At 46.7% G+C, this 20,117-nt stretch carries 20 protein-coding genes, 1 tRNA gene and 1 pseudogene; 14 read left to right on the top strand and 8 right to left on the bottom strand.

Annotation, left to right across the window (positions count from 1 at the left end; translation table 11 throughout):
- Positions 1-252 precede the first annotated feature (252 nt).
- Positions 253-453: pseudogene (locus NG833_RS18965) on the top strand (RNA-dependent DNA polymerase); the annotation flags it as partial.
- Positions 454-623: 170 nt separating this feature from the next.
- On the opposite strand, the gene NG833_RS18970 reads toward NG833_RS18965, so the two are convergent.
- On the bottom strand, positions 624-1,004 hold the full coding sequence (locus NG833_RS18970) for a hypothetical protein (protein WP_254566838.1): 381 nt from the start codon (positions 1,002-1,004) through the stop codon (positions 624-626).
- A gap of 104 nt (positions 1,005-1,108) precedes the next feature.
- Positions 1,109-1,234 (bottom strand): hypothetical protein, encoded by a 126-nt coding sequence (locus NG833_RS30520; RefSeq protein ID WP_256556067.1) that lies wholly within the window; start codon positions 1,232-1,234, stop codon positions 1,109-1,111.
- 30 nt (positions 1,235-1,264) lie between these two features.
- Between NG833_RS30520 and NG833_RS18975 the strand changes: the two genes are divergently transcribed.
- The 5 genes from NG833_RS18975 (at position 1,265) to NG833_RS30525 (ending at position 4,589) form a co-directional block, all read left to right on the top strand.
- On the top strand, positions 1,265-1,540 hold the full coding sequence (locus tag NG833_RS18975) for a helix-turn-helix transcriptional regulator (protein ID WP_254566839.1): 276 nt from the start codon (positions 1,265-1,267) through the stop codon (positions 1,538-1,540).
- Positions 1,541-1,693: 153 nt separating this feature from the next.
- Positions 1,694-1,918, top strand: coding sequence for a helix-turn-helix transcriptional regulator (locus tag NG833_RS18980; RefSeq protein WP_254566840.1), 225 nt, complete (start codon positions 1,694-1,696; stop codon positions 1,916-1,918).
- Positions 1,919-2,206: 288 nt separating this feature from the next.
- Complete coding sequence (locus NG833_RS18985; RefSeq protein ID WP_254566841.1) at positions 2,207-2,512, top strand: helix-turn-helix transcriptional regulator; 306 nt, start codon at positions 2,207-2,209, stop codon at positions 2,510-2,512.
- An 80-nt stretch (positions 2,513-2,592) separates the two neighbouring features.
- Positions 2,593-4,422 (top strand): hypothetical protein, encoded by a 1,830-nt coding sequence (locus NG833_RS18990; protein ID WP_254566842.1) that lies wholly within the window; start codon positions 2,593-2,595, stop codon positions 4,420-4,422.
- A 32-nt stretch (positions 4,423-4,454) separates the two neighbouring features.
- Entirely contained in the window at positions 4,455-4,589 is a 135-nt protein-coding gene (locus tag NG833_RS30525; protein ID WP_256556068.1) for a hypothetical protein, read from the top strand.
- Between the two features lie 357 nt (positions 4,590-4,946).
- Here NG833_RS30525 and NG833_RS18995 read toward each other — a convergent pair.
- The 4 genes from NG833_RS18995 to NG833_RS19010 all read right to left on the bottom strand — a co-directional run bounded on the left by NG833_RS18995 (position 4,947) and on the right by NG833_RS19010 (position 7,439).
- A tRNA-Met gene (locus NG833_RS18995) sits at positions 4,947-5,020 on the bottom strand.
- A 278-nt stretch (positions 5,021-5,298) separates the two neighbouring features.
- Positions 5,299-6,027 (bottom strand): TIGR00266 family protein, encoded by a 729-nt coding sequence (locus NG833_RS19000; RefSeq protein ID WP_254566843.1) that lies wholly within the window; start codon positions 6,025-6,027, stop codon positions 5,299-5,301.
- 37 nt (positions 6,028-6,064) lie between these two features.
- Positions 6,065-6,751, bottom strand: a complete 687-nt coding sequence (locus NG833_RS19005; RefSeq protein WP_254566844.1) for a TIGR00266 family protein — start codon at positions 6,749-6,751, stop codon at positions 6,065-6,067.
- A gap of 25 nt (positions 6,752-6,776) precedes the next feature.
- The gene (locus tag NG833_RS19010; protein ID WP_254566845.1) at positions 6,777-7,439 is read right to left on the bottom strand and encodes a TIGR00266 family protein; all 663 of its coding nucleotides are present in this window, start codon (positions 7,437-7,439) and stop codon (positions 6,777-6,779) included.
- A 592-nt stretch (positions 7,440-8,031) separates the two neighbouring features.
- Between NG833_RS19010 and NG833_RS19015 the strand changes: the two genes are divergently transcribed.
- The 4 genes from NG833_RS19015 to NG833_RS19030 all read left to right on the top strand — a co-directional run bounded on the left by NG833_RS19015 (position 8,032) and on the right by NG833_RS19030 (position 11,367).
- Positions 8,032-9,648: a Mu transposase C-terminal domain-containing protein gene (locus NG833_RS19015; RefSeq protein WP_254566860.1), complete on the top strand. Its 1,617-nt coding sequence runs from the start codon at positions 8,032-8,034 to the stop codon at positions 9,646-9,648.
- A 3-nt stretch (positions 9,649-9,651) separates the two neighbouring features.
- Positions 9,652-10,488, top strand: coding sequence for a TniB family NTP-binding protein (locus NG833_RS19020; RefSeq protein ID WP_254566846.1), 837 nt, complete (start codon positions 9,652-9,654; stop codon positions 10,486-10,488).
- Positions 10,488-11,015: a helix-turn-helix transcriptional regulator gene (locus NG833_RS19025; protein ID WP_254566847.1), complete on the top strand. Its 528-nt coding sequence runs from the start codon at positions 10,488-10,490 to the stop codon at positions 11,013-11,015. Before NG833_RS19020 ends, NG833_RS19025 begins: the two co-directional genes overlap by 1 nt.
- Positions 11,016-11,139: 124 nt before the next feature.
- Entirely contained in the window at positions 11,140-11,367 is a 228-nt protein-coding gene (locus NG833_RS19030; protein ID WP_254566848.1) for a hypothetical protein, read from the top strand.
- 306 nt (positions 11,368-11,673) lie between these two features.
- On the opposite strand, the gene NG833_RS19035 is transcribed toward NG833_RS19030, so the two are convergent.
- Complete coding sequence (locus tag NG833_RS19035) at positions 11,674-12,723, bottom strand: ComEC/Rec2 family competence protein (RefSeq protein WP_254566849.1); 1,050 nt, start codon at positions 12,721-12,723, stop codon at positions 11,674-11,676.
- 17 nt (positions 12,724-12,740) lie between these two features.
- Positions 12,741-15,545: an N-6 DNA methylase gene (locus NG833_RS19040; RefSeq protein WP_254566850.1), complete on the bottom strand. Its 2,805-nt coding sequence runs from the start codon at positions 15,543-15,545 to the stop codon at positions 12,741-12,743.
- A 490-nt stretch (positions 15,546-16,035) separates the two neighbouring features.
- Here NG833_RS19040 and NG833_RS19045 point away from each other — a divergent pair, with 490 nt between their 5' ends.
- The 4 genes from NG833_RS19045 (at position 16,036) to NG833_RS19060 (ending at position 19,861) form a co-directional block, all read left to right on the top strand.
- On the top strand, positions 16,036-16,344 hold the full coding sequence (locus NG833_RS19045) for a hypothetical protein (RefSeq protein WP_254566851.1): 309 nt from the start codon (positions 16,036-16,038) through the stop codon (positions 16,342-16,344).
- 86 nt (positions 16,345-16,430) lie between these two features.
- Positions 16,431-16,661 carry a hypothetical protein gene (locus NG833_RS19050; RefSeq protein WP_254566852.1) on the top strand — a complete coding sequence of 77 codons (231 nt, stop codon included), beginning with the start codon at positions 16,431-16,433 and terminating at the stop codon, positions 16,659-16,661.
- A 462-nt stretch (positions 16,662-17,123) separates the two neighbouring features.
- A complete protein-coding gene (locus NG833_RS19055; RefSeq protein WP_254566853.1) occupies positions 17,124-19,163 on the top strand; it encodes an NACHT domain-containing NTPase in 2,040 nt (679 codons plus the stop codon).
- 296 nt (positions 19,164-19,459) lie between these two features.
- Positions 19,460-19,861, top strand: a complete 402-nt coding sequence (locus NG833_RS19060; protein ID WP_254566854.1) for a fasciclin domain-containing protein — start codon at positions 19,460-19,462, stop codon at positions 19,859-19,861.
- Positions 19,862-20,117 lie beyond the last annotated feature (256 nt).

Consider the following 20,117-nt stretch of genomic DNA (forward strand, 5'->3'; position numbering starts at 1 on the left):
AAGAGCGCGTTAAATAATCTTCAATTACTCCTCCTGCCGATGCTCGGTTTTAATTCTATTCTCTATTGGTTACAAGTGTTTCCTATTCCTCAGTTATCTTTGGAGTTAAATCGATTAATTTCTTTTATAAATCGGGCCTGCTTCGCTCTCTTCCCTCTTTCGGCTGACGTGGATTTCTTAATTTTCCTCTGCCGAGAGTGACAGAAGAGGGTTAGAACGGTCCCTTCAGAGGACAATTATAAAGCATTCCGGAAGAAAGTCAAATTCATCGTCAACAACTCTAACTATGGGGCGTCAGTTAAAGCGCAAAAGCTATCGGTGCTAGTCAGAGGATGGAGAAATTACCACCGACACTGTAGGCTAGACGGGTCTAGGTTCTCGCTATATTTTATGGCAAATCGGGCCTGGAAAGTGTTCGCGAAAGAAACAAAGCTCAACCGTTATTTCTTGTAGGGTCGCAATGCTTGGGCCCTGTCAAGGTGGCAAATTTAATGACCAAAAATCGTTATTTCTTTTAGGGGCGATTCTATAATCGCCCCTAAATGGGCCTGCACATTGCACCCCTACAAATACACCTTGACAGGGCTAGTAGTGGAACCCTCCTCTACTTGAGCGTGAGAACATTAGCCAACCTCCGCTAAACCGGCGCGTGCTTCTTGTTGGACTAGCCCTATGACAAATTCTTCATCTAAATCTAATGCCCTAGCAATTCTGAGTAGATCAGCTTCTGAGGCAACTTCCCCAGCGGCGATCGCCTCCAGTCGAGCTTCCGTAATCTTGGTTTCTTCTTTTAAAACTTTATAGTTGTCAAGAACTAGAGCAGCCAGAGAGTGATATTTGAGGGGAGGGGTCGCATATCCGCCCTCCAGGACCGCCTCTTTAATAGTTTCTTCTATCCAGGATTGGATCGTAACGCCTTCATCGGCCACCAGGCGCTTAAGTCCTCGGTGAATCCACTCGGGCAGTACAAGATTAAGACGTTTCTGTTTTTTGGGAGTTGGCATAGGAGAAAAGCGCGTTCTGCCCACCATATTAGCTTTCTGGCTCTTCAATCTTCTGCCTTTAAGAAAATTTACATCTATAGCAATTGCTAGGAATGCAATAAATGTTATGCTAATTTGACCCGGGAAAGTTTAATTGCTCTGATGGCGGCGATCGCTGAGTGCATCACAACTCCTGGAGATGGGGGTCCCATTGCATCCTCCCAACGACAATAAATTGTCGATGCTGTCATCTCCCCTCTTTAGAAGGCTAGGATACTTAAATGCTAAATACGATGATTTTGCCAACGGAGCGAATGGACATTCAAAAGCCTGAAATTATCTGCCATCTTGACGAGTTGATGCAGCAACGAGGACTCACCCAACAACAGTTAAGCGAGGACACCGGAATTGCTCCGGCAGGTATCCGTGCTTATCAGTACAACAGCTTCCGTCGAATAGACCGGGCAACACTTTCAACCATCGCAGGCTACTTCCAACTCAAATCTTTCGATGACTTATTTACAATCGTTTACAAAGAGCATCCAAAAAATCCTTGACGGAAAGTTAGGATGGTAGTATGCTAGTCTATAGTTGAGGCGGCGATCGCCACGATCGCATTCCAAAGCAATACCCCTTAGTGGGATGGGTCTAATCTACTATCCTAGATAGTTAGATAGCTAAAATCCAAGACCATCCAAAAGGACTAACCAGTGGGAAGAGAAATCAAATGCAACCTAGACCAATTTATGGCCAGCAAAGGACTCACCCAACTTGACTTAAAAAGAGAAACCGGCTTGAGTCCCATCACAGTTCGGGCCTTGCAGAATAACCGCTTTAGTCGAATCGACAAGGCCAGCTTAGAAAAGCTACTGGATTTCTTTGAGGTTGACTCCCTCGACCAATTCTTTACAATTCTTCACAACAAAGATGTGTAAATAAGTACACATCTAGTTTAAGCTACAAAAAAGAGCGGTACTACCCGCCCTAAACAACATAAATACTGCATCAACCCTATCATGAATAGCCTACAAGCATCTACAGCTAAACCGTTTTTTACCTCGATTCCGCTAAACCTCCGTTTAGATTACGACTACAGTAATTTGGGTTCCCACGAACTCCAAACGATAGCCTAGGAGAGGTTAAAACAGTTTTTCAGCCGTTCATTGGATCCGGAGAGATTAGTCGATTAAAATACTATCCGTCACCTAAAAGGCGGATTGTTCATGGATAATTCCAACAAACGACAACCACCCCCACTCCCAGATGAACGCCCTGCCGTACTTAAGTTTGGTTCAGAGATTGAAATCGTCTGCAATTTAGACGCCATCATGCAATCCCGGGGAATCAGTCAAATGGCCCTAAGCCAGGAAACCGGACTCTCGGCAAGCGTGATTCGTTCTTATCAACGCAATTCAGCCCGACGCTGGGATGCAGGAACGATTCAGGCATTGATTGCATACTTTCATCTCTCCAGTCTAGACGAACTGTTTACAATTCGTTATAAAAAAGGAGTGACAGACAGACTATAGTTTACTATAGTTTAACAAGAGCGACAAAAAAGAGCGGTACCACCCGCCCTAGCCATAAATATTTCTAAGGTCATCATACCATGAATAGCCTGCAAGCATCTACAGCTAAACCCTGTTTTAGCTCAATTCCGCTAAACCTGCGTTTAGAGTACGACTACAGTAATTTGGGTTCACAGGAACTCCAAACGATAGCCCAAGAAACCTTACAGCAATTTTTTACCTTCATCCAGCACAGCTTCATCAGGGGCTTAGAAATCGGTCGTAGTTTTCGGCAAATCCTCCAAGAACTTTGCGAAGAACATGGGTTCACCGAAGGGTCCCAACTTTTTGACGAGTGGCTAGAATCCTCCGACTTCGGGGGTTCGACTTGGATGGCCCGATCGCTCATCCACATTTCCCAATGGTTCGACAAGCAACACCGGCGCATCCAAAAGCTCATCCTCAACTCGGTCCAATCCTGGTCCGTCAGCGCTGTCAAAGAACTAACCAAAATCAGCGATGAGCACCTGCTCGTCAAACTGCTCAAAGCGGGCAAACAAACTGTCGCCAGCATCCGCCAGACCCGGAAAACGATTACGTTAGGGCAGCCTGCCACCCTTTCCGACTGGCGCTTAATTTCCTACGCCTCCGGAGAGATGGATGAGGAAAGTTTAGCGACCCTGCAAGCGGAGGCGCTGCGCCTAGCGCAAATATCCCAACCCAATGCCGCCGAGCCGGTGGTCCTCACCGACCATTTGGTTGAAGCGGTCCAAACCTTGACTGACTGGAACATCGGCAAATTCATCAAACCCCAACGCCAGGGTAAATCCAATCAGGCGGTTACCACCTTCCTCGCCAACTGCGCGGACCCGGATGAAGAGGTCCCGGAAACGCAACTCAAGTGGATAGAGCGCGGATTGGGCCTGGACGCCACAGCCTCTCAAGAACTTCGCACCTGCCTCCAGAATTTGGCCCAATCCGAGGGGGGAAATTCCGGCAAGGTCGTACCCAAGCATCACCACCTCCAACAAGCCTTAGTCCAACAAAAACTCGCCCCCGCAGTCCCCAAACCATCGGACCGAGTGGCGCAACTCGAACGACAAGTCCGGGACCTGAGTGCTCAACTCAAGGAAGCAGATAAGGCAGCGGCCCTGATTCAGGGATTGATTGCTCAACGCGATCGCCTAGAACAAGAAAACCAACAACTGCAATCGCTCATCCAAGAAAACGCGCAGAAGAATACCAAAATTGAGCAACTCCAGGAACAAATTGCTAATTTGGAAGCTACCCGGTCTGATGACGTCTTGGACCAGTTGAGAGACCAAAACCAACAACTGCTAACTCAGCTTCAAGAAATGCAGCAGCGCTACGACGCCTTAGCCTCGCCTCTGGCGTCATCTCAGCGCAATATGAAGTACAGCGACAATTCGACCCTAGTTGCCAAAGTGATGACCTTAGAGACCGAATTAGCCGAAGAAAAACAACGGTCCCAACAGTTACTCACTCCGGCCAATAATTCCCAGGTTGAGATTTATAAATTGCTTTTGGCGCAGATGGCTCATCCCATTCCTTCTTCTCCAATCCAAGAAGGCGATCGGGTGTTGGTGGTCAAACCGCAACATCCAGCTACCGGGGAATTTGTCACAGTAATAACCGAACCCGATTCAGTCAATTTTGTGACCATTCAAACCGATGCGCTTGCCACCTGGCATATTTGCACGGAAGATTTGCGGTTGGAGTCAATGCTAGGAGACCAAGGACTCGATTTGATTTCCACAACCTTTGCCGCCGCTGCATCCAAACAACGGATTCCTGGTTGGACGGAGAAAGGGTATCGAAGCCCCTACGGATTGTTCTACCGGGGTTGGGCTGCGATCGCCCAGTTTGCGGAGTTTGTCTTACACTCGGAGTCAGGGTTGTTCATGGGGTAGCTCACAATAGAGTTGGGCCGAATCAGGAACGAGTGGGGAGTTTACGCTCCAATCGGATGGCCTATTTTGGTCTAATCTTGATGAGTCCACTCACCGAAACCGAGTGGCAACAATTTACCGGCACCAGCTATCACCGTCATTGGGTAAACCGATTCGTTTATACATAATACAGACGGCGTAAAATATCTTGCTTGCCAAGGGGCAGTTTCTTGGTTGATAGATGCGATCGCTAAACAATTCCCAACTTTTGAGATCATCTTGTAAACGGGTAAGAGTCTTGGGGGTCCTTGATATAGGCGATCGCCTTTTTGTCGAACGACTACTCCAGCGCGGATTGATTTTAGTTATGAGTTTATTTCTTTGAGCCAGTCCGAATCTGTTTTCATCTCTATGCGGCTTCCCTAATCTTTCCCTAAATTTGACCGTTACTTAGAGTAAGTTAACGCTACAACCCCTATGCTGTCGAGTGACATTAAATAGCCCCCACCCTGATGGGATGGAGGCTGAAACGCTTATATAGTGAATGGCTCAGGCGGGATTTGAACCTGCGACCTTGGGCTTATGAGTCCCCTGCTCTAACCTACTGAGCTACTGAGCCGTGGTGTTTTTTCACCTTTATTACTGTAGCACAATTTTTAGATTTGTCTAGTCTTTTTTTTAAAAAATTTTATGATTCCTGAATCCGTTGATATTCCGTGGGTTTGAGGGGTTGGAGGGCTAAAGGAGAGGACCGAGGACCATCCGACGAAGGGGGCGATCGCCACGTCAAGAGGACCCCACCCTAACCCTCCCCTTGCCAAGGGGAGGGGACCGGAGGTGTTCTTAAATCTGACAGCAGTCCCCCCAGGACCGGAAATTTCCCCCCGGGTGAAAAGGCTATTCATTACTATTGCTGCCACTACTACTACTGCTACTACTTTGCACTGGGCGAAACGGATTTAAAAAATTCAGGAACGGGAACAAACTGCGGGACTGCACCCACAAGCGGCCCGTGCCTTGAAAGCGACAGACTAACCCTTCCCCACCCAGAATACCCGTTTTTAATCCCCGGAAGGATAATCCCCCTAAAACTTCTACCCGATAGTCCAGGGTATCTTCAAAGGCCACAATATAACTGGTATCTACAATATAGTCCCCGGCGATGGGAATTTCTACAATAGCACCATAGGAGTTGAACCACAAATCTCCCTCTCCAGTTGCTCGGACTAAAAATAAGGATTCCCCACTAAAAAAGCCTTTGAATCCTTGAAATTTTGTGTCAATTTCAACCGTAGGACTGGAGGCGAGAAAGCCGGAAGATTGAATAAATAAGCTATTTCCTTGTAACCGATAATGTTGAATATCTCCCGGCACAGCCGGGGAGACAAATAATTGGCCGGCTTTTCTTTCTGCGGTGAATTCGCTAATAAATAAAGATTCTCCACTCACCATGCGGCCTAAGCCTTTGAGTAGCCCTCCTTTCATTTTAGATTTCATGTTAATGCAGGCATCCATTGCTGCCATTGCTCCGGCTTCAACCAATACGGTTTGGTCCGGTTCTAAGTCAAGACGCAAGGAGGCATAGGAGGGTGAATGTTCAATTTCATAAGCAATCGGACGACTCATTTTTATCTCCTGGAGGACAATTTTAAATAATCAATGGCTATTCAGTGCGGGCGGATAACTGAGACCCAATCAATTGACCGAAAGCCTGGGGATTATGGGTTTGACACCAAAGGCGACCTCTGCCTTTAAACCGACAAACAAACCCTTCTCCACTCAGCCATGAACTCACCCAGCTACTTCCGGGGGGTTTGGTAATTTCAAAGGTTAAGGTTTTTTCAAAGGCGACAATATGGCCGGTATCTACGATATAATCGCCTTCAACAAAGATTTCATAAATGGCCCCGAAGGAACTTAAAAGCAGGTCACCGCGACCACTGATATCCAGCCAAAAGAAACTTTCTCCCGAGAAGAAGGATTTAAAGCCTTGAACGCCGATATCTAGGATGACTTGAGCGCTACAGGCGAGGTAAGAAGTCGCTTGGACAATTAAGCCGGTTTCTCGGAGTTGATAGTGGAAAATATCCCCTAACATTTGCGGTGATAGGAAGATTTCGCCGCCGGTGGAGGGAGCACGAAAGACGCTTAAAAATAAGGATTCACCGGCGAGGGAGCGTTTGATTCCGCCGAAGATGCCGCCGCCTTTGCCTCGGCGCAGGGTGGTGCTGACTTGCATATCCCCATTCATGGCAATCATAGAACCGGCTTCGGCTAAGATATCTTCCCCGGGTTTGAGGATGAGATGGGCGATCGCACAGTCCGGTTGATGTAAAATATTGACTTTCATAGTTGTCTAGACATTCCCGCTAAACTTACCGAAATTTGGGGTTTAAAAAATTGACTAAGCCTTCCACGCTTCGGGATTGTAAATAGATCATTCCCTGCCCTTTTAAGCGGTTGACAAATCCTTCCCCGGATGAGATGGAACTAAACAAGCCTCCGGACATGGAAACTCCCATTTTAATTGTCGGTTCGTAGGCAACTAAATGACCATTGTCTACGATAAATTCGCCATTAATTCGTTTAGGAGTTAATCCGCCATAAGCCCCGAAAAATACGCGCCCAGTGCCGGTTAATTTGAGCTTAAACAGTCCCTCCCGGGCGAACCAACTGGCAAACCCCGCCCAACCGAGGGTGATTTTTATCCCGGGGGTATGAGCAACATAAGCCCCGGGTTGCAAACAGATACTAGACTGGGTGAGTTCAATGCAAGCGATATCCCCAATCGTGGCTTGACTGAGGACCAATTCTAAAGGGTGAGTGGTGGGATTGCGAAAGACGTTAACCAGTAGACTCTCTCCCCCAAACCATTTTTTTAATAAACCGGAGAAGAACCCCCCAGAAAATTGAGTTTTCATGGCAATTCGACTATCCATCGAGATGGCGGCACCGGGTTCAGCGGTGATGGATTCCCCGGGACTGAGGGTGACAAACAGGGTGGCAAAGGAGGGTTTATAACGAATCTCATATTCCACGGTAGAACTCGGTTGTTTCTAAGGGTGATGATTATTTACCAGTTTGGCAAGATTTAGGGGGAAGTCTCGATTCCTTAACAAAAAGCAAGATATCCAGAAGGGGAGATGATGAAAGGTTAAGGGTGATGTCGGTTGCCACATTATTTGTCGTCTTGCCAAATTATTTGTCATCGAGCCTTAAAGCCAGAATCCTTTTCTAAACAAGGGTTCTGGCTGTTTTTACACTTGAGTAGATCAAAAACCTGTATTGACAAATTAAATGTCGTCTTTTAGAATTTTGACAAATTAGGTGTCGTTTCTTGTGAAAGGCAAGAAAGGCTGTTTTGACAAATTAGGTGTCGTTTTTCTGCAATTCCAGTGGGACTGTCAGTCCCTAGCCCGATCGCCGCTTTTGGCGAGTTGATGAAAACATCAAAACTCGCTACAGTTTTTTTAGTAGGGAAGGAGTTTTTTTACGGGTATGTTGGAGTCTCATTCGCCGGAACCCCCTCTTCCTTCAACAAGCTCCACAGAGTTACCGCTGGATCGGAGCGATTCCGTTGAGGAAACCAATATTATTATCCGTGAACTTTCAGAGGAAGCCCAGCTTAAGATGGAGGTGATTCAAAGCCTTCTAGAGCCTTGCGATCGCGCCACTTACGGGGAAAAGCTGCGGGAATCTGCAAAAAAGCTGGGAAAAACAGTTCGCACGGTGCAACGTCTTGTTAAAAAATATCAAAGTGAAGGTTTAGCTGCACTTTCGGATACCAGCCGGGGAGATAAAGGACAGCACCGGATCGATCCGTTCTGGGAAGATTTTATTATCAAAACTTACACCCAGGGCAACAAGGGCAGTAAACGAATGAGCCGCAAGCAAGCTGCTCTCAGGGTCGAAGCTAAGGCTCTGGAATTGGGACGAGATGATTACCCGAGTTATCGGACAGTCTACCGGATCTTAAACCCAATCATTGAACGGAAAGAAGAAAAGAATACAGCAAGGAGTATCGGCTGGCGTGGTTCCCATTTATCCCTTAAGACTAGAGCGGGGCAGGATTTATCGGTAGAGTACAGCAATCACGTCTGGCAATGCGACCATACTCGTGTAGATATCTTACTCGTGGATCGGCATGGTGTACTCATTGGCCGTCCCTGGCTAACCACGGTTATCGATACCTATTCCCGTTGTATTATGGGAATCAACTTGGGCTTTGACGCACCGTCTTCTCAGGTGGTGGCGCTGGCACTGCGTCATGCCATTTTACCGAAACACTACGGATCTGAATACTCCCTGCACTGCGAATGGGGAACCTTCGGGACACCTCAACATTTTTATACCGATGGGGGTAAGGATTTTCGCTCGAACCATTTGAGTCAAGTTTCGGTGCAATTAGGATTTGTGTGTCATCTGCGAGATCGCCCATCGTCAGGGGGTATTGTCGAGCGTCCCTTTGGGACTTTGAATACGGAACTTTTTTCCACCTTGCCGGGATACACTGGGTCAAACGTACAGCAACGCCCAAAGGAAGCGGAAAAAGAGGCTTCTTTGACATTGCGGGAGTTAGATCGCCTGTTGGTACGCTATATCTGCGATCGCTACAACCAAAGCATTGATGCTCGCTTGGGCGATCAAAGCCGATTCCAGCGTTGGGAAGCGGGGTTGTTAACTGCGCCTCCTCCCCTTTCCGAACGGGAGTTAGATGTCTGTTTGATGAAGGAAGCGCTACGCAGGATCGCCCGAGGTGGCTATGTGAATTTTCAAAATTTGACCTATCGGGGAGAATATCTCGCGGGTTATGCTGGGGAATCGGTGGTGCTACGGTACGATCCCAGGGATATCACCACAATTCTGATTTATCGTAGAGAGAAAGACAAAGAAGAGTTTTTAGCTCGGGCTTTCGCCCTGGATTTGGAAGCGGAAGAACTTTCTCTGGATGAAGCGAAGGCGAATGCTCGGAAGCTTCGAGAAGCTGGCAAAAGTGTTGGCAATCGCTCGATTTTAGAAGAAGTCCAGGATCGCCAGTTGTTTGTAGAGCGAAAGCACAGCGATCGCAAGCCAAGCCGAAAAGATCGTCGCCAGGACGAACAGAAGGAGTTGCGATCGCCTCAAAAGCCTGTAGAGCAGCCGGAACCAGAAGTGATGGAAGCCGACGAAATTCTATCAGCTTCAGAACCAGAAACCGATGTGGAAGTCTTTGATTACGATCAGCTTCAGGAAGATTGGGGGTTTTAGAACATGGCTGATAAAAATGCACAAGCTGTCGCCGAGCAGTTAGGGAGCCTTCCGCCTACCACTCCAGATTTACAAGGGCAGATCGATCGCCTGCGGGGTAAGAGCATCGTTCAACTGGAGCAAGTGAAGATTCTCCATGACTGGTTAGAAGGCAAGCGCAAATCAAGACAATGTTGCCGGGTGGTTGGCGAGTCGCGGACGGGTAAAACAGTGGCTTGTGATGCTTATAGACTCAGGCATAAACCCCGTCAAGAACCCGGCAAACCTCCGCTCGTGCCCGTTGTTTACATTCAAATTCCCCAGGAATGTGCCTCTAGAGAGTTCTTTAGAGCCATTTTGGAACATCTCAAATATCAGTTGCCCCAAGGCAGGCTGGGGGATATCCGCAACCGGACGATCCAGGTGCTTAAAAACTGTAAAGTTGAGATGTTAATTATTGATGAAGCCGATCGCTTTAAACCGAAAACATTTGCCGAGGTTCGAGATATTTTCGACCATTTAGGAATTTCCGTGGCTTTGGTCGGAACCGATCGCTTAGATGCGGTCATCAAAAAAGACGAACAGGTTTACAATCGCTTTCGCGCTTGTTACCGATTTGGTACGTTGTCAGGAGAACAGTTTCAGGAAACGGTGGATATTTGGGAGAAAAAGGTACTGAAATTGCCTGTCGCCTCGAATCTTACTAGCAAAAGTATGCTGACTATTTTGGGTCAAGCTACCGGAGGTTATATCGGGCTGCTGGATATGATTCTCAGAGAAGCTGCGATTCGGGCATTAGAAAAAGGGTTGAGCAAAATTGATAAAGCGACGTTGCAGGAAGTGGCAAACGAGTATAAATAATGAGTCCCAAAGACATAGAACCTTGGTTGTTTCAGGTAGAACCGTTTGCCGGAGAAAGTCTGAGTCATTTTTTGGGTCGATTTAGACGTGCCAATCATCTGACGCCGAATGGTTTGGGTCAACGGGCTGGTATTGGTGCAGTGGTGGCACGATGGGAGAAGTTTTATCTCAATCCGTTTCCGACACCGGAAGAGTGGCAGGCGTTGGCGAGTGTGGTGGGGGTGGAGGTCGATCGCCTGCTGGAGATGCTACCGCCAAGGGGGGTGACCCTGAAACCCAAACCGATTATGCTCTGTGGTGCTTGTTATGGGGACGCTCCCTATCACCGGGTCCAGTGGCAGTTTAAGGAGAATTTGGGGTGCGTTAGCGAAGCTCCTGCGAAGCAGGCTCGCCACCCGTTGCGTTTGCTCTCGAAATGCACGAACTGCGGTACGCCGTTTCCGATTCCGGCGTTGTGGCAGCAGGGAGAGTGCCTGCGCTGTTTTCTGCCGTTTGCAACGATGGCGAAGCGTCAGAAGTCTCTTTAGCAGAGCAGTGAAATGACAAGTTTTCTCAGTATAATAGGAAAATCATTGACGAATTTTTCTATTTATGCTAGATACATTTAGCCTTGCAACAAAAGCCTCTCAGGTGCCTTTTGGGCTGGCATTTATGTCACTCTTGGTTGCGCTTGCTGCACAGAAGAATCGGATCCTACCGGAACCCGTTAGTAATGCAGCAAAGTTGGGGTTGGAATTGCATTATAAATTTGGCGGCGGTAAAAATATTGGCTTGGCAAAAGCGATCGCCTCGGGAAAACCACTCGATCTCGAACAGATTGAAGCGATCGCTGATTTTTTGAAACCTTTGAGCCGGATGAGGAGGATCCGGGTTGGATGAACCATGATAATCCGTCACCGGATTGGATTTTATGGATGCTCATGGGTGGGGAAGTGGCGTGCCTGTGGAGCATACATTACAGGAACGGCTGTTTGCATCCTAACCCGATGACCTATAGCGAACCATTCTAGATCGCCCGTTGACGGTTAAGCTGGGAGTAAGTTTTTAACGAGTCGATTTGGGGTTGCATCCCATCCATCTCACTTGCCCTTTTCTAGCTACCCAACCATGAGCAAAGAACCGGAGAGGAAAGCGATGCGAAACAACTGGATATTCTCATTCATGCCTTATTGTAAATGTGGGGGGTTAGATACCAAGGCTACCAAGGTCGGTTCGACCTTTGCAGGCTGCATACGGGAATTTGGAGATGATCTCCTCATGTTGGTTCTGAGTCTTTAAAGTCCATTTACCGGACGTTTCTGCAACTATCGTAATGTCTCCAGCACATAACTTTGATTTTTCTAACTCTGGTTTTTTACCCATCTCAGCACGTTTGCTGGCTGAATAAAAGCACGTGCGTGTAACCTCTGTACAAACAAATTGAGACAGCCGATGGGAAGAATCGTCTTTTAGGCTTAACAATAGAGAAAATAGTTCTGGAACAACGTGACCGAAGGGATTGTTACTACCAACTGATAAAACTGCTATTTCCGCATCAATAGCTTTCAGCAATGATTGAAGATCATCTCCATTTTTAGGCCACGCACCGTGGTGGGGAATTTTTACCAGATCCGCTTTAAATTCTTCGGTTTTACCAGTAGTAAGAAGCTCCTTTAGCCCATCACCTTCAATATCTGCAAGTAGTAAAGCTGCAAAATTGCCGTAAGTAACGCGCAGTATAGCAGATATTTCATTGTCTTTACCATTAATGCTTGCAAGATGATCTTGAGCATATAGTAAACCTGGATGTAAAACCTGAATTTCTAAACCCTCTTCAGAATATGGATTAGAATTACGTGTAGATTCTAAAAAAGTAAGGCTACCTTTTTTCTCCCAGTCTCTTAACCGCAGGAGTGTATGTCTTAATCTTTCTAATCGTGGATTTTTGTCTGGATTTATTCCTAACTTTTCTCGGGCTTTTTTATATACTTCAAAAGGCAGACAAAGCTCTCTAACTTTTCGCCCTTCTTTGAACCAATTGTCCAGGAATTTAACTAAACCTTCCAGGGTTGGAAAATGATCTCGGTGTTCGTGAGTAATGTAAATTCTACTGATCTCAGTTGCCTCTCGATCTGTAAGGAATTTTAAAAGACCTCGTGGTTGAGGCAAGTCAATCACAACCACAGAACTATCAGCAGGAAGAATGACAATGCTATCAGCATTGCCAACTGCTAGAAAAGCTAACTCACAAATCATAGAACCTCCTGTACTTATTATATCCCAAGTTCTTCTCTGAGTTCATCATCAGTTAGGTAAGGACGAGATGTATGGCGAAAGCGCCTGATTGCCCAGGGACGTTGAGTCAGTTCTTCAAAGGTTTCCACATCTTGACTAATTTCAGCGTCAAACACTGTACCATCAAGCGCCCAACCAGGCATTTCTGGCAAAACGGGAAGCCAAGCTTCTCGATTATCATCGAGCATCCCATTCAAATATAGGAGAATTCGACTATTATCTTGAGAAATATCTAAAACTTGACCCATTACGCTAAAGGTAGGCTTCGTGCGCTCTGACTTCCATTCCTCTAATTCGGGGGGAATACCTGTACGGGCTATCTCTATCCAGCAAGGGTTTCCGTATGATTCCTCTACCAGTAGATTCAGTTGATTGCGGAGTTCACTTAGCTCGGCAGTAGAACCATCGGTTTGCTCTAAGCTGATAATTTTACTAATGACTTCAATTATCCTTAAATCTACTTTTAGAGGTAACTGTAGTGTACAAAGTTCAGCGGTAGTAATCTCATGGGTTTTACGACCAATTAAAGATAAGGCATTCCCTATATTAGATGCCAAGATACCTAACAACCAAAACCTTTGAGATTCATAACTTAGTGAATTCCACTCTGCCGAAAATTCTGTATTTTCATATCCTCGGGTATATTTTCCTGCTTGTTTTGCAGGAAGAACGCAAAATATATTATTGTCAGGACAAAGACCTGTAGTATCTAATTGAGCAGCAAGGGGATATAAAGTACCACGATTAACTTTACGACCTACTAAAATTTTGGGTAGATCGAAAAGTTTAGCATTTTCTAATCTAGGACCTTCCAAGTATTTTTTACCATACATTAACCAGCGTTTGTCTTCAGGAACTCTATTAGGATCTGCCCACAGCCTGTTTGGATCCCGCCATCTCGAACCCCAGCACAGTTTGTATTCTATTCCTAAAGAAGATTCCTGAAGGATTTTGTAATTTTTACCAGACTTACCAGGGTTAACTCCATTAAAAACATAAAATAAATTTCCTAATGAGATGGTAGAAACCTTAATATCAATGGGGGGGGCCGTAACGAAATCCCAATGATTAGAATCTAAATCTAAAATCCATTTTTTACCTAAAAAGCCCTGCTCGCGGACATTAGATACAGACTCTTTGACTCGGGAGAATACAGCCCTTGCAGCAGAAGGAATTAAGATTTGAGGTTTACCAAGGCTACCCAAGACAATACAGACAGCTTGTTCTGCACCAATCCCAATAGTTTTTTCCGGGCATTGCCATACTTCAAAGATTTGGCAATGCTCAGTTAGCAAGTGCCGTGCATCTGAAATACCATGAGTCCTAGCTGTAAGAAAAGACTGAGGTAATACAAAAGCAAATTGATCGCCCTTATTCATCCAGGACAAAACTTGTTCTATAAATTTTACTGCTCTTTGCCTGTTACCATCTTCAGCAAAAGGAGGATTTGCAACAATAACGTGGGGCTTAAACCCTAGGTTTTTCTCATTAATATCATCGTAGTTTTTATGAGAAAAATGACTAGGAAACGGAAAGGGTACATTTTGTCCCAGAGACTCTCTTGCTAAGGTGTACCGAAGTTGCGTAACTAAGTCTGCATATCGATCTAAATCATTACCTGCTACGTGCATTTCGAGATAAGATTTTCGTCTGCTGATATCTTCTGGGATATCAGACATTAAAGCCAAACGGGATGTGGCAGCTAATAGAAGACTACCTGACCCTGCCGCTGGATCGAAAATTATTCTATCTTCTGGACGTAAGCGTTCCAATGGCAGAAGTTCTAGCATTCGTTCAGCGATCGCTACTGGAGTATAATGTCGCTGTAGATCGCTCCAATTGTTACCTGCGACCTGAGTGGGCAGCTCTTTAATAGCACGCTCGTACAGTAATCCAACATCCCTATGATCTACTAAAGCAAAGCTAACAGAACTCCCCAAGTGAGCAGCTAAAGGTTGTAATATTCTCTCGGGTAAATGAGGAATTGATTCCTCAAGCGCTTTTTTAAAAAACCCATTAGCAAGAGGCACTGTACGATTGAGCAATAAGCGAGGATCATTAGTTGGAATTCTCAGTTCATCATCACCAAAAAAACCTTTATCTTCTAAAATTCTAGCAGCCAAGAATGCAATTGCTACACGAATTGCATGACCTGCTATCTCTGTACGAGAAGACATCAAGCTCTTTGAATTTCTTTTTCTGCTAATGCCAATTTCGTTGAGTGCGCCATTAATCGCTGATTGAAATGCTCTATCTAAGTTAGCTCGTTGACGAATTAAAAAGCTAAAGCTACGTTCAGAAACTGATTCTTCTAGATCTGCTAGTGAAAGTTGTCCAGTACGAAATTCTACCAGCGCCTTTGGAGTAAACGCTTTGCTGCTAGGTGCAGTAAGCTCTGTCGCTAAAGATTCAGCTTCTAGTTCCCGTTCTTGTAACCTGCCAGATTCCTGGCAATGCTGGACCAGATATATCTTATCTGACACCAGTAATCCTGCACGAATAGGCCAATCAGCCAACCACCGTTTCCACTGGTTGATGTCCTGCTGTGAAACATCTTGAATTATGAATGCCAGATTACTTGCACTAGGGCGTAGTCCATAATCTGTCCATATCGCATTCACAGCCACAGGTTCTCGATCCCTGTCTGCTACCGGGATACGCACAAAGCGGTGTGGCTCCATTTGCCACACTCGCTCTGCGGTTTTCACTACATAATCAAGTCCCGGTGAGACACTCATGGTAAGGCTATCTTTAACAACATCACAGTCAATTTTAAGGGGCAAGCCACGACAGCTAATTGAGCTTTTACTTGTCACCACTATAGATGAGCAACAGTCAGCTTTATTTCTCTCGCTCCTCGGTTAGAGGTTGAGAGGGGGGCTTACAAGGCTTGTAGTGCCACTGTCCTTGGAACTCATCTTAAAACTTTATGTAAAGTTTTTGATGGTGGTTAAAACTATTTACCTCCATTAAACAGCTTTTTGATACTCCGCGACTCCAAATTTAATAAAACACCTTTGAGATCTCCTATGTGCCTACGATACCGTAACCTCAACCTTTCTCGTGGGGACACTCCTACAACAGACGCAACCCTTACCAACCCAGCTTCTCACCAGATTGGCTAAAGCAGCCCGACGTTTCCGGGTTCTACCACTTAATCTGGTCATAGGACACTTCCGCATAATAACTTTTACACCAGGAAACTCCGATCGCACCTTCACTCCCAAACCGCGAGTCAATATAACTCGTAAACTCCGAGCAAACCACCTCCCGATGACCCTCCGACCCATAGACAGCAACCGCCAGAGTCCGCAAGATAGAATTGACGCGCTCAGAGACCTGCCTTTGGAACCCCTGGAATACTGTCAAAAATGGGTTGAACTGTCCCCGGAGGAACGGGGATATCGGAAAGCCTGCGTGGAAGCCCTAGCGGAAGCAACGGGCTTGAGTCCTCGCACGATCGAGAATTGGGGCAAAAGATTCGAGAAGCGCCCCGACCACATCACCCACAGTCTGCGGATGGCGGATACCCTCAACCAAATCCGCAAATTGGTCTTACCTCCCGACTTACTGCAAAAATAATTTATTCGTGTTTTACGAGTGAAATTCTAGTATTGGCCGTCAAAATTGCTTAATTTGGATTCGGCCAACATTAGAAGGGATTTGCATTGGCTCCCCATCGCATTGACATTCTGCGTCAACTTCCCCTGGAACCGATGGAGTATTGCCGTCGCTGGGTACCCGACGACCCGAATCGCAACCATCGCAAAGCCTGCATCCATGCGATCGCAGCCGCCACCGGACTCAGCCCCAATACCATCAAGGATTGGGGCCATGATTTCTGCCGTCGCCTCCCGCGTTGGGGTGGGTTGAAAGTTAGGAGATTTGTTCGCTACTAATCGCGGATTAAGGTGGGTTGAAAGATCGATTCTCAATTTACCCTCTTATCGTCCACTCAGTGTTTCAACACCACTCCCGTGTTGGGATGGGTTGAAAGATAGCCACATAAATAGCCTCCTCATAACTTCTGGCAGGTTTCAACATCACTTCTGGGTTGGAGTGCCTGGAAAGTGGGGGACAGAATTACTGACGGTGTAGAATAAGAATCGGTTGAAAGAAAGTATAGCGTTAGCCTTCCGATGAGAGAACTCGATCAATGGCTCGACGACATTAATTTGTCAACACCAATTCAACGACATTAATTTGTCAAGACGACACATAATCTGGCAAGACGACATTAATTTGTCAACAGCGACACATAATATGGCAACCGACAGGGGACGATCGCCTTCCTTGGGGGGACTATTTGACGAGAAGAGGGTACATTGAGAATCGATAACCTGCAAGAGAGGCATCATACCATGCCAAAAATTAGTCCGGCGTTCATTTTGATTTTGACTGTATTGGTGAATGGTTTCTTCTGTATTGCGATCGCCATCACGGCGGCGTCCCCAACGAGTCTCGGCATTTTGTTGGGGGTTCTAACCCTCGGATGTGGACTGTTATGTGCCTTAACCTCTTGGTTACCCGGGGGTAGGGTGGAACAGGGTTTTTGGCTGTTTGGGGTTCTGCCTCTGATTGCGGCGGCGTCGGTGTACTTTCTCCTGGTCAGTGAGTCCCTTAATCCCGCTTTTCCGGCAAATTTAAGCGCTGCATCGGTGTTGTTGTGGGGGTTGGGGACGGGTTTGCCGACGGGGTGGGTGCTATGGCAACGGTGGCAGCGCTGGCAATCCTCGACGATCGCCCTACGTTCCGGGTTACTCGCAGCGGTTGAACGTGAAGCGATCGCCCGACAGCAGCAGTCTTTACATTATGCAGTACAGCGCTATTTGGTGCGCGAACCCCTCACGGAGGAACTCCCCCGGTTGTGGGATGTGGAGGTGAAAATTGGCAAGCATCCCAGACGGAAACTCGCACCGGAACAAGGGATTTTGGAGGGGTTACAGGTGGCAGCACCCCGGCAAGCGGGGGTAGAGGCGCTGAATGAGTTGGGAGTGCGTGCGGACCCGGAAATGGGGGTTCTGGAAATCGGGGCGATCGCCGGAATTGTTTTAATCCTCGGTGCACCAGGTGCGGGTAAAACCAGCACCTTGTTAGAATTAGCCCAAGAGTTATGCGATCGCGCCCGACACAATGAGCTAGAACCTGTGCCGGTTGTCCTCGATTTAGCACATTGGCCGAGTCAACTCCCCTTCCTCACTTGGATCGAGGAAGAAGTGGGTCTCAAGTATAACGTACACCGCAAGCTCGTCCGAGAATTGTTGGCAGACGATCGCTTGTTACCTCTCCTGGATGGACTCGACGAACTGGATAGCACTCAACAGGAACATTGTTTAACCGAAATTGCCCAATCCAAGCGCCAAAATGGACAAGTGCTACCCCTGGTCCTCTGTACCCGTATGGATACTTACCAACAGCGCCAAACTCGTCTGCGTTTGTATGCGGCAGTCGGAGTGCAACCCTTGACGAGGGAGCAGATTGAGCGCTATTTGCTCGCTTCTCGCAGTCGGGAACTCTGGGAAAATCTCCAAACTGACCCAACCTTATTCCGATTAGCCAAAACGCCTTTATTCTTAAATCTGATGACAGTTGCTTATGAGGAAATTTTAATTCATTCCTGGAAACGCTTGAAGACGAGAGAAGAACGTCAGCGCTATGTGTTTAATGCCTATATTCGACGGCAACTGTCTCGGGACATGGAGAAACCCATTTATTCCCGCAAAACCGAACCCCCAGCAGAACAAACCAAACAGTGGTTACGCGGGTTAGCTGGGGTGATGAGTGAGAGTAATCAACGGATATTTTCCCCGGATTCTCTTCCCTCGTTACGCTTGCAACCCACCCGAGAACAGTTAACGTATCCCCTCGCCTTGGTGTTGCTGTTTATTTTGGTATATGCGGGGTTATTTGCCTTAATTTATGGATGGGAAGTGGGGGGGATTTATGGGATATTTTTTGGTATTATTGCCTTAAGCTGTGGGGGAATTATTGTCTTAAAAGCGCCGGATATTAAACTGAGCACCACCTCCCCCCGCCTCCTCTGGCAGTCGGCGATCGTCTCAGTAACTTGTTGCCTCCTCGGTTTCCTGAGTTTCCAATTCATTGGGGCAATTTTATCCGCTGTCACCCCCACGGGAGGTTGGGTGATGTATTTGCTCTCGGTGCTGTTTTTCATGGGAGCAACCGCTCCTATTTTCGGCTTGATTTGCGGACTAATTACCGCCATTCCCTGGATGAAGCATTTGCTTCTGCGGGTGATATTGTGGCGCAGAGGGGAGATTCCCTGGAATTATAGCCGGTTTTTGGAATATGTCAGCCAACGGTTATTTTTGCAGCGAGTGGGATGGCAGCAGTATCGATTCCTGCATGAGTTATTGCGCGATCGCCTCGGTGAGAGTTAAAACCCTTTGCTGCCGCTGCCTACAACTGCCCTCCTCTGGGGTTTCCTCTCCTGTCACGCCAATGCCATCCCGCTGTCATCTCCACTCCATAACCCCTCGTTACAGTATTTCTTAGCTATTGAAGAACCCTCGCTGTTTTCCGGTAGCTCCTGCACTCCTAAAAACCTCTCGGTTCCCACTGAGAGGTTTTTTTTTGCTCTCTGCTTCCCCTTCCCCAACTTTTCTATTACTTCGCTACAATTCACCCTTTATCATACAATTAAATTAAAGCATTTTGTCCAATTTGAGGTAAATTCATGCCCGATATTGTCGATATTGCCGTCAGCAATGACTCCTTTAAAACCCTTGTCGCAGCGGTGCAAGCGGCAAACTTAGTCGAAACCTTAAAAAGTCCCGGTCCTTTCACCGTTTTTGCTCCCACCGATGCCGCCTTTGCCAAATTACCCCCCGGAACCATTCAAACCCTGTTACAAAATATTCCTCAATTGGCACGGATTTTAACCTATCATGTCGTTCCGGGTAAATTGATGCAAGCGGATTTAGCAAAAGTCAAGTCAGTCACATCGGTGGAAGGGTCTCCCATTTCCATAGATTGTTCCGATGGATTTGAAGTCAAAAATGCCACGGTGGTTATGGCGGATGTGGAAGCGGATAATGGGGTGATTCATGTAATTGATAACGTGATTTTAATGGGGTAAGACTAATAGCAAGAACCGGCGGGGGTTCAAACCCCCGCCTAATAGCTAAAGTCGGTTGAAACCGACTGAAATACTTGTGGGGTGATGTTTTTACTTGGTTTTTAACCGCCTGTAGAGGCGCTTCGCGAAGCGCCTCTACAGGCGGGGAATTCATCTCCCCTCCGGAATTGAGAATGGTGCAATCTCTCAGTAACAACCGACTCAAAGTCTGATCCAGTAATATTTTTAGTCGGTTTTTAACCGACTTTAGCTATTA

The organism is Oscillatoria sp. HE19RPO (genome assembly GCF_024220515.1).
Classification (GTDB): domain Bacteria; phylum Cyanobacteriota; class Cyanobacteriia; order Cyanobacteriales; family Laspinemataceae; genus Laspinema.